This window comes from Roseomonas sp. 18066, from assembly GCF_902706185.1.
Taxonomy (GTDB): domain Bacteria; phylum Pseudomonadota; class Alphaproteobacteria; order Acetobacterales; family Acetobacteraceae; genus Pseudoroseomonas.
Genome location: NZ_CACSJM010000191.1, coordinates 1 through 9,761 on the forward strand (window position 1 = coordinate 1; position 9,761 = coordinate 9,761).

Consider the following 9,761-nt stretch of genomic DNA (forward strand, 5'->3'; position numbering starts at 1 on the left):
CGCCAGGGGGGGGGGGCTGGCCCCCGCTCCGCTCAGGCGCCGTCGCCGGGGCCGAAGTCGAAGGCCGGCTGGTGCTGGCCGAAGGGGTCCTGGGCGCGCCGCGCCTCGTCACGGTTCAGCCCCAGCCGGTCGAGCTGCTCGCCGGAGATGGCGGTGAACTCCACCCCCGCCTCGCGCAGCATCTCGATCGCCAGCAGCCCGACCCGGTCCCAGTAGCTGTCGGTGCCCGAGCGCGGCGCGGCGGCGACCACCCGCCGCACGCCCGATTGGATCAGCAGCGTGGCGCAGACATTGCAAACCGGCTTGCCGACGACATAGGCGTCGCATTCCCGCGCCTCCCGCCCGGCATGCAGCAGGGCGTTCTGCTCGGCATGCAGGATCATCTGCAGCTTCTGCGCCTTGTCCTGCAGCCGCTCGGCGGAATCCTCGACATTGGCGGGGAAGCCGTTGAAGCCGGTGGACACGATCCGCGCATAGCGCTGCTGCACCAGCACCGCGCCCACCTTGGCGCGCGGGTCCTTCGACCACTGCGCGATGTGGTTGGCCAGGCCCAGGTAGCGCTCGTCCCAGCGGGCGAGCTTCTCCGGCCGGCCCTGGAAGCTGTTCGGGTTGCTCATGGCCTGCCTCGCGCCGCGATTCGTGTCGTCCACACCTGTGGGTGCCGCCAGCCCAAAGCAAGGCGTTGACCGTTGCCCCCGGCCATGGCGCAATCCTGCCCAAGACGCAGGACGCCGGGAACAGGCGCCGCGAGGGACCGCAGCTTCACATCCTGAGACCGGAGAGACGACCTTGGCCGATCAACTGCACCTGCGGCGCCGCGCGCTGTTCGCCCTGCCCACCGCCGCCCTGCTGGCCGGCACGAGCCAGGCCGCCCGCGCCCAGGCGCCGAGCCAGAACCTGACGCTGGCGGTGGCGGCGCCGCCGACCTCGCTGGACCCGCACTACCACACGCTGTCGCCCAACAACGCGGTGGCAGCCCATTTCTTCGACAAGCTGGTGGACCGCGACGCGGCCGCCAAGCTGCAGCCGGGCCTGGCCGAATCCTGGAAGCTGGTCGACGACACCACCTGGGAGTTCAAGCTCCGCAAGGGCGTCAAGTTCTCCAACGGCCAGGACTTCACGGCCGAGGACGTGGTCTTCACCCTCAAGCGCGTGCCCAACGTGGTGAACAGCCCGGGCAGCTTCAGCATGTATTCGCGGGCCGTGGTCACGACCGAGATCGTCGACCCGCACACGATCCGGATGAAGACCGCCGAGATCTACCCGCTGCTGCCCTATGACATGAACAACATCTTCATCATCTGCAAGTCGGTCGGCGACAACGTGGCGACCGGCGACTTCAACAACGGCAAGGCCATGATCGGCACCGGGCCGTTCCGCCTGCAGAGCTACAGCCCCGACGACCGCATCGTCATGACGCGCAACGACAGCTACTGGGGCGACAAGCCGGACTGGGCGCAGGTCACCTATCGCTTCATCACCAGCAACGGCGTCCGCGTCGCGGCGCTGCTGTCGGGCGACGTGCAGATGATCGACGTGGTGCCGCCCTCCGACACCCCGCGGCTGCGCACCACCCAGGGCATCTCCTTCTCCGAGATCCCGAGCCTGCGCTGCATCTACCTGAAGCTGGACGTGGAGCACGAGGTCTCCCCCTACATCTTCGACAATGACGGCAAGCCGATGACGAAGAACCCGCTGCGCGACCTGCGGGTGCGCCGGGCGCTGAGCATGGGCATCAACCGCGCCGGCATCGTCGAGCGGGTGATGCAGGGCGTCGGCACCCCGGCCGGGCAGATGATGCCGCCGGGCGCGCTGGGCTATAACCCCAACATCCCGGTGCAGGCGCTGGACGTCGACGGCGCCAAGAAGCTGCTGGCCGAGGCCGGCTATCCCAACGGCTTCAAGATCTCGCTGCTGGGGCCGAACAACCGCTACGTCAACGACGCGCAGATCATCCAGGCGATCGGCCAGATGTGGCAGCGCATCGGCGTCACCACGACGGTGGACGCGGTGCCCTTCTCGGTGCTGGCGCAGCGGCAGGCGAAGAACGACATGTCGGCGATGCTGATCGGCTGGGCGACCAGCGGCGAGCCGTCCACCGCGCTGAAGGGCGTGCTGACCACCCGCATCCCGGAGAAGGGCTTCGGCACCACCAACTTCAACGGCTTCTCCGACGCCCGGGTCGACGAGCTGACGATGGAGGGGCTGCGCACGGCGGACGACACCAAGCGCGACCAGCTGTTCCAGGAAGCCATGAAGATCGCGATGCAGGAGCTCGGCCTGGTGCCGCTGCACATGCAGAAGAACATCTGGGCGCTGCGCGGGCCGATGACCTACGAGGCGCGGGCGGATGAGCTGACGCTGGCGATGAGCGTGAAGAAGGCGGGCTGATTTTTCTGTCCGGCTTGCCGCGCCCGGTGGGCGCGGCGGCTGCAGACGGTGGAAGGGGACTGTCGTGGCCGACACTGCGGTGAAGGGACCGGCTTCCTACTTTCCGGCCATCGAGAAGCGGTACGGAAAGCCTGTCCTGGCGTGGCAGGAGCTTATTCGCCGGCACCTGCCCGCGAAGCACATGGAACTGGTCGCCATGTTGAAGAACGACCATGGCATGGGCCATGGCCATGCCAATGCGCTGGTGGCGCATAGTCTGGCGGCAGCGAGGGATTAAGCCGCTGGCGGCATGACCTGCGCGCCGCGGGCGGATGAATACCCCGTGGCGATGAACGTCAACGCGGCGAAGCAGGTTTTCCGGTTTCCGCGCCGCGATGGGCGCGGCAAGGCCCGGGCCGCCCCGTCAGGCTGCGCCTATGCCGCCTGCGCCCGGCACAGGCCCATCTCCAGCGCCCGGCGCTGCAGGCGCCCGGCGGTCCGCGGCGGCAGCTGGCGCGGCGACTTAACCCGCGGGACCGCCAGCTCGCCCGTGGCGGCGGACGCCTCGCCATGCAGCGCGACATAGTCGGCGTAATTGTCGAAGCGGCGGCGGGTGACGTTGTCGACGAAGGTCTCGGCCGGCACGCCTTCGGCCAGGATCAGCGCATGATCCTCGAGCTCGACATGGAAGTAGGTGAAGGTCTCCGGCAGATCGGCCTCCCGCCGGATGCTGCTGCCGTTCACCAGGGCGCCGGCCTGCACCAGCAGCCCGTCGACGAGCAGCGCATGGTCGGGCGAGACCAGCAGGTCGCGCCGCGGCAGCCCCTCCCCCAGGGCGCCGGCGGCGATGCGGATCGGCCCGCTGCGCTGGCGGTCGGCGAAGAAAGCCGTGACCCGCTGCCGGCCGATCCAGCGAATGGCCCGGGTCTCGCCGGAAGCGGTCAGCACCTCGTCGCCAAGGGTCAGCGCCTCGACGACCCGCTCTCCAAGCGGGGTCGCGATGCGGGTCCCCGCCATGAAGCAGACGACGAAGGGCTCGGTGCTGATGTCCAGGAAATCGCCCTGCTGGTAGGCCGTGTTGGTGTGGAACAGATAGCCATAGAAGTCGTCCTGACCGAGCCAGCCATCATTGGTATGACCCAGATACTCGATGTCCGGACCGTCCCCATTGTAGTTGAGCGTCCCGCTGAGGGTGTTGTCATCGTCCGGATCGACGACGGTGATCGGCGTGTCGAACCACAGGCTGAGTATCTTGAATTTTCCAGCATCCGAGTCATACGACAGCCTATATAAGTACTGGCTTGTATAGCTGGCGGGCATCGGTCTCTCCGGGGACAACGGAAAATTACGCGGTTTTTACACGTTATGCCCGAAGCTCCGCTGAAGCTGGAGAGTTTTGTTTCGATCCAGCCTGCATCCTGCGCGCCAAGGCCGCCGGGGGCGCCCTGCGGCCTTCAGCCAAACAACCCGTGAAACCGCCCCAGGAAGCTGCGCAGCCGCTCGCTTTCCGGGTTGCCAAACACCTCGTTCGGCGCCCCGGCCTGGGCCACCTTCCCCTGATCCATGAAGACCACATGGTGGGAGACGTCTCTCACAAAAAGCATCTCGTGGCTGACCACCAGCATGGTCATGCCGCTTTCCGCCAGCGCCTTCATCACCTGCAGGACTTCCGCGACCAGCTCCGGGTCCAAAGCGGAAGTGACCTCGTCGAACAGAAGAAGACGCGGCTCCATCGCCACCGCGCGGGCCATCGCCACCCGCTGCTGCTGCCCGCCCGAGAGCTGGTAGGGGTAGTGCCCGCGCCGCGCCTCCAGCCCGACCTTGCCCAGCCAGTGGCCGGCGATGTCTTTCGCCTCGGCCTTGGTCTTGCCCAGGACCTTGGTCAGCCCCAGCATGACGTTCTCTTCCGCCGTCAGATGCGGGAACAGGTTGAACTGCTGGAACACCATGCCGATGCGGGCGCGCTGGGCGGAGACCGCCGTCTCGCTCATCCGCCGGCGCTTGCCGCCGTCGACGCGGTAGCCGATCGGGTCGCCATCGAGAAGGATATCGCCGGCGTCATGCTCTTCCAGCATGTTGACGCAGCGCAGGAAGGTCGTCTTGCCGGAGCCCGAGGCGCCGATCAGCGACACCACCTGGCCCTGGCGCACCTCCAGGTCGATGCCCTTCAGCACCTCCAGCGCGCCGAAGCTCTTGCGCACGCCGATCGCGCGCAGCAGCACCTGTTCGACCATGCCGTGCCGGCTCCTCAATAGCGCAGGTAGGAAAAGCGCCGCTCCAGCATGCCGCCGAGCTGCGCCAGGGCGAAGTTCACCGCCAGGTACATGGCCCCGGCCAGCAGGTAGAAATCGATGATCATGTAGTTGCGCGCCATCACCTGCTGGCTGGCCAGCAGCAGCTCGACCACGCCGATCACCGACAGCAGGGTGGTGCCCTTGACCACCTCCAGCCCGGTATTGACCCAGGGCGGCAGCATGCGGCGGAAGGCCTGGGGGATGATGACGTAGAGCAGCCGCTGGTCGAAGCGCAGGCCGATGGCCTTGGCCGCCTCCATCTGCCCGGCGGGGACCGACTGCACGGCGCCGCGCAGGTTCTCGGCCACATGCGCCGTGGCGAAGGCCGACAGCGCGATGACGCCCGCCCAGAAGGCCGGCACGTTGATGCCGAACAGCGCCAACCCGTAATAGGTGAAGAGGATCAGCACCAGCACCGGGATGCCGCGCATGAAGTCGACATAGAGCCGCGCCAGCAGCCGCAGCGGCCACCAGCCATAGGCCAGGGTGACGCCGACCAGGATGCCCAGCGTCGTCGCCAGCACGATGGTGACGGCGGAGCTGCTGATCGTCGCCGCCAGCCCGTTCAGCAGGGAGAAGCGCGCCTGCCAGGCCTCGAACAGGAAGGTGCCCGGCGTCATCGAGAAATCCATCGCGGCCCCTCCTCAGCGGATGCTGGCGTAGCGGCGCTCGACCAGGCGCAGCAGGGTGGCCAGCAGATAGGCGGTGACCAGGTACATGGCGCTGGCGGTCAGCCAGACCTCCATGACGCGGAAGGTGTTGGCGTTCACCTGGCGGGCCAGGAAGGTCAGCTCCGGCACCGCGATGGCGGCGGCGAGCGAGGTGTCCTTGAACAGCGAGATCAGGTTGTTGCTGATCGACGGCAGGGTGATGCGGAACATCACCGGCAGCACCACCCAGCGCTGCCGCTGCCAGGGCCGCATGCCGATGGCCTTCGCCGCCTCGACATACTGCTTCGGGATCGAGGCCAGCCCGGCGCGGAACACCTCGCTCATATAGGCGGCGGCGTAGAGCGACAGGGTGAGGACGAAGCTCTGGGTCTTGTCGAGGAAGTAGATGCCGAATTCCGGCAGGCCGAAATAGACGAAGAAGATCAGCAGCAGCAGCGGCATGCAGCGGATCAGCTCGACATAGAACCAGGCCGGCCCCGACAGCCACTTCTTGCCCGAGACCCGGGCATAGGCGACCACCAGCCCCAGCACGCAGCCGATGATCAGCGAGATGACCGCCAGCCCCAGCCCGAGCCCCAGCGCCGCCAGGAACCGGTCCATGTTGCGGGCGATGACGCTCCAGTCGAAATGGTAATTGATCATGCCGCCTCGGCGCTGGGGAAAGCGGAAGCGCGGCGGGGGTCATCCCCCGCCGCGCCATGGTCAGGTCAGGAGAATTCGGCCGGGAAGCCGACCTTGGGCATGGCCAGCTCGATGCCGAACCACTTCTTGTAGGAGGCGGCGAAATAGTCGAAGTCGACGCCCATCATCGCTTCCTTGTAGACGGTGTTGACCCAGTTCAGCCACACCGGGTCGCCCGGCTTCACCGCGGATGCATAGGAATTGGGCATCCAGCCATAGCCGGAATCCACGAAGCGGCCGGGGGCCTGGGCCATCAGCCAGCGCATCGCCGACTGGTCGGCCATATAGGCGTCGATGCGCCGCGCGTTCAGCGCCTGCAGCACGGCATCCGGGCTCTCGAAGGCATCGACCTTGGCCTGGGGCAGCGCCTTGCGGATCCACTCCTCCAGGAAGACGTTCTGCATGCCGCCGACGGTGACGGTGCCGCCGGCCGCCTTCAGCTCGTCGAACTTGGTGTACTTGCCGCCGCGCGCCAGCATCATCAGGCTGACGCCCTCGCGGTAGTAGGGGATGGTGAATTCCACCTGCTGCGCGCGGCCCGGGGTCACCGTCATCCACTGGACGACGATATCGACCTTGTCGGTGATCAGCGACGGGATGCGGGCATCCGAGCCCTGCAGCACGAACTCGACCTTGGTGGGGTCGTCGAACAGCGACTTGGCCAGCAGCCGGGCCAGGTCGATATCCATGCCCTGCAGCTTGCCGTCGGCGCCTTCGAAGTGCCAGGGCGGGTTGGTGCTGCCGGTGCCGACGATCAGCCGGCCGCGGTCCTTGATGGTCTGCAGCTTGCTGCGGCCGACCGTCTGCGCCATGGCGCCGCGCGGGGCGAACAGGGCGGCAGCCCCGCCCAGCGCCGCGCCGGCCGCGCCCATGCCGAACAGCCCGCGCCGCTCCAGGCTGGTCTTCTCGTCGTTCTGGTCCATCGTCGGTCCCCCTGCTGTGCCACGGCATGTCTGAAGGGCATGCCTGGGATGCGCCTTAGCTAGCCATGCTTCCCGGCGCGCCGCCAGACCCCTGCGCGGTCATCAGCAAAAACCCGGCCACCCGGATTCAAGCAACCGGCTCAGGGTTGTTGGCGCGAGCTTCGAACACTTCCGCCAGCCGCCTGCCGGAGCCCGCCGCCATGGTCCAGCCGGTATGGCCATGCCCGCCATTGATATAGAGCCCCTGGACCCGGGTGGCGCCGATGCGCGGCCGCCCGTCCGGCACCATCGGTCGCAGCCCCGCCCATTGCACCGCGCCCGGCGCCTCATGCGCCCGCGCCAGCTGCGGGAACATTGTTCCGACGTTCTTCATCAGCGCGCCGATGCGGACCGGGGACGGCGTCGTGTCGTAATCGGCGACCTCGGCGGAGCCCACGATGCGGTAGCGGTCGCCCAGCGGGGTGAGGGCGAATTTATGCGCGTCGTCCAGGATGGCGTGGCGCGGCCCCTCGGGCCAGACGCTGCGCGGCGCGGTGACCGACAACCCCTTCACCGGATAGATCGGCACGTCGATCCCGTGCTTCTTCAGCATCGCCGGCGCGTGGCTGCCGAGTGCGACCACCACGGCATCGGATTCGACCTCGCCCTGGTCGGTGGCGACGCCGACCACCCGGCCGCCGCGCACGACGAGGTCGCGCACGGTGACGCCGAAGCGGAAATCGGCGCCCCGCGCCGCGCACCAGGCGGCCAGGCCCTGGCTGAACTTGTTGCAGTCGCCGACCTCGTCCTGCGGGAAATACAGGCCGCCGGCCAGCGCCTCCGGGGCGACGCCGGCCAGCACCGGCTCGCGCGCGATGCAGCCGGCGCGGTCCAGCCGCTCGGTCTCCAGGCCGAAGGGGGCGAGCTGCTCATGCGCCAGCGCCGCCGCCTGCAGCGTCGCCGCATCGGCGAAGGTCTTGATCACGCAGTGGCCGGCATAGTCGTATTCGACGCCCGTCGCCGCGCGGATCTCCGCCATGCTGCGGGCCGACAGCAAGGCCAGCTCCAGGTTGGACAGCGCCCCCGCCTTGTGCCGCCCGGCGCCGGAGGCGAGCAGGAAGCCCAGGCCCCAGCGCCACATCTTCGGCAGGGCGGACAGGCGCAGCAGCATCGGCGCGTCCTCCTGCCCCAGCCATTTCAGCACCTTCATCGGCACGCCGGGCGCCGCCCAGGGCTGCACCGAGCTGACATGGATGATGGCGCCATTGCCCCAGCTGGTCTCGAGCCCGGCGCCCTCGCGCCGCTCCAGCACGGTGACCTGGTGGCCCTGCTGCTGCAGCCAATAGGCGCTGGCGACGCCGATCACGCCGCCGCCCAGGATGGTGATCCGCATCGTCGTCAGCCCCTCGCCCGGCCCTGTTCCGCGAGGGCAGAGGAACAGAGCCGCGCCACCGCCGCAAGGTCGTCCGGGTCATCCACCAGATGGCTGCGCGCCGGCATTGCCTGATACACCCGCACATCCTTGAAGCCGTGCCCGGTGATCATGCAGACGGCGATGGCCTGCGCGTCCAGCCGGCCCTCCGCCCAGATTTTTTTCAACGCCGCGATCGGGCTGGCGCCGGTCGGCTCGGCATAGAGGCCTTCCTGTTGCGCCAGCGTCTGCATGGCGTCGCGCAGCTGGTCGTCGGAGACGGCGACCGCCAGGCCCCCGCTGTCGCGCACCAGCTTGAGCGTGTAGCTGCCATCCCCCTCATAGCCGATCAGCGGGTCGCTGATGCCCGAGGCGATGGTCTGCGGCATGCCCCAGGCGGTGACCGCCTCGGCCCCCGCCTCGAAGGCCTGGACGATGGGGGCGCAGCCCTCGGCCTGGACGGCGATCAGCTTCGGCGGGTTTTCCGCCTGCGCGAAACCCTGGGCGACGCCCTTGACCAGCGGGCCGCTGCCGGTCGGCACCAGCACGTGGCTGGGAGTCCGGCCGCCGAGCTGCGCCGTGATCTCGGCGCCCACCAGCTTCAGCGCATCGACGCCATAGGGATTGAGGAAGGTGGTGGTGAGATTGGCGAAGCCCTCCTGCTCGGCCAGCGCCATGGCCAGGTCATAGGAGCGGCTGTAATGCCCCGGCACCTTCAGCAGCACCGCGCCATGCGCCGCGATCTGCGTGACCTTGCCGTCCGGCGTCGCGGCCGGCACCACGATCAGCGCCGGCATCCCCGCCCGCGCCGCATAGGCCGCCACCGACGCCCCGGCATTCCCCGACGAGGCGCAGACCACGCCCCGCGCCCCCAACTCGATCGCCTTGGAGATGGCAGCACTCACCAGCCGGTCCTTGAAGGAGCCCGAGGGGTTGCGCGTCTCGTCCTTCAGCCAGATTTCTCCCTGAAAGCCGGGCAGCTGGGCCTCGACTTTCCTTGCGCGCAGCAGCGGGGTGTCGCCCTCGCCCATCGAGACGATGGCGGCCTGGTCGGCGACCGACAGCCGGGCCGCGTTGCGCCACATCCCCAGCGCGCCGGGGGGCGGGGCGAGGCCGCTCTCGCCCACCACCTCCAGCAGCCCGCCGCAGCGGCCGCAGGCATAGCGGAGGGTGGACGGATGCCCGGCGGCACAGAGGACGCAGCGCAACAGCATGTCTTGTCGGAGCCTCCCAGCAAGCGCCGAGCATGCCCCGGGACCGCGCATAAAAAAAGCCGGCGGATCCAGGGGATCCGCCGGCCAGGCGCCACGCCCCCCGAGGGGGCCGTGGGTCCGGATCAGACCGGGCCGAACAGGAAGTGGTCGGCCGTCAGGCTGCTGATGGTGGTGTTGGCGAAGGTCAGGGTGTCGCCGTTGCCGGCGTCGATGACCAC

The 9,761-nt window shown here is 68.6% G+C and carries 10 protein-coding genes; 2 read left to right on the forward strand and 8 right to left on the reverse strand.

The features are described 5' to 3' along the window. Positions 1 to 32 precede the first annotated feature (32 nt). On the reverse strand, positions 33 to 617 hold the full coding sequence (locus GVN67_RS25850; protein ID WP_160000200.1) for a deaminase: 585 nt from the start codon (positions 615 to 617) through the stop codon (positions 33 to 35). Positions 618 to 789: 172 nt separating this feature from the next. On the opposite strand from GVN67_RS25850, the gene GVN67_RS25855 reads away from it, so the two are divergent. Further along, positions 790 to 2,391: an ABC transporter substrate-binding protein gene (locus GVN67_RS25855; protein ID WP_235035499.1), complete on the forward strand. Its 1,602-nt coding sequence runs from the start codon at positions 790 to 792 to the stop codon at positions 2,389 to 2,391. Between the two features lie 64 nt (positions 2,392 to 2,455). Then, entirely contained in the window at positions 2,456 to 2,668 is a 213-nt protein-coding gene (locus GVN67_RS25860) for a DUF4287 domain-containing protein (protein WP_160000202.1), read from the forward strand. Between the two features lie 137 nt (positions 2,669 to 2,805). On the opposite strand, the gene GVN67_RS25865 is transcribed toward GVN67_RS25860, so the two are convergent. The 7 genes from GVN67_RS25865 to thrC all read right to left on the reverse strand — a co-directional run bounded on the left by GVN67_RS25865 (position 2,806) and on the right by thrC (position 9,543). After that, positions 2,806 to 3,690, reverse strand: coding sequence for a Hint domain-containing protein (locus GVN67_RS25865; RefSeq protein WP_160000203.1), 885 nt, complete (start codon positions 3,688 to 3,690; stop codon positions 2,806 to 2,808). A 134-nt stretch (positions 3,691 to 3,824) separates the two neighbouring features. After that, entirely contained in the window at positions 3,825 to 4,604 is a 780-nt protein-coding gene (locus tag GVN67_RS25870; protein WP_160000204.1) for an amino acid ABC transporter ATP-binding protein, read from the reverse strand. A 14-nt stretch (positions 4,605 to 4,618) separates the two neighbouring features. After that, positions 4,619 to 5,296 (reverse strand): amino acid ABC transporter permease, encoded by a 678-nt coding sequence (locus tag GVN67_RS25875; protein ID WP_235035501.1) that lies wholly within the window; start codon positions 5,294 to 5,296, stop codon positions 4,619 to 4,621. Positions 5,297 to 5,308: 12 nt separating this feature from the next. After that, positions 5,309 to 5,974, reverse strand: a complete 666-nt coding sequence (locus GVN67_RS25880) for an amino acid ABC transporter permease (protein WP_368667264.1) — start codon at positions 5,972 to 5,974, stop codon at positions 5,309 to 5,311. A 68-nt stretch (positions 5,975 to 6,042) separates the two neighbouring features. Next, positions 6,043 to 6,939 carry a transporter substrate-binding domain-containing protein gene (locus GVN67_RS25885; RefSeq protein ID WP_160000206.1) on the reverse strand — a complete coding sequence of 299 codons (897 nt, stop codon included), beginning with the start codon at positions 6,937 to 6,939 and terminating at the stop codon, positions 6,043 to 6,045. Positions 6,940 to 7,066: 127 nt separating this feature from the next. Further along, positions 7,067 to 8,311 (reverse strand): D-amino acid dehydrogenase, encoded by a 1,245-nt coding sequence (locus GVN67_RS25890; RefSeq protein WP_160000207.1) that lies wholly within the window; start codon positions 8,309 to 8,311, stop codon positions 7,067 to 7,069. A gap of 5 nt (positions 8,312 to 8,316) precedes the next feature. Then, on the reverse strand, positions 8,317 to 9,543 hold the full coding sequence (gene thrC / locus GVN67_RS25895) for a threonine synthase (RefSeq protein WP_160000208.1): 1,227 nt from the start codon (positions 9,541 to 9,543) through the stop codon (positions 8,317 to 8,319). Positions 9,544 to 9,761: the final 218 nt, after the last annotated feature.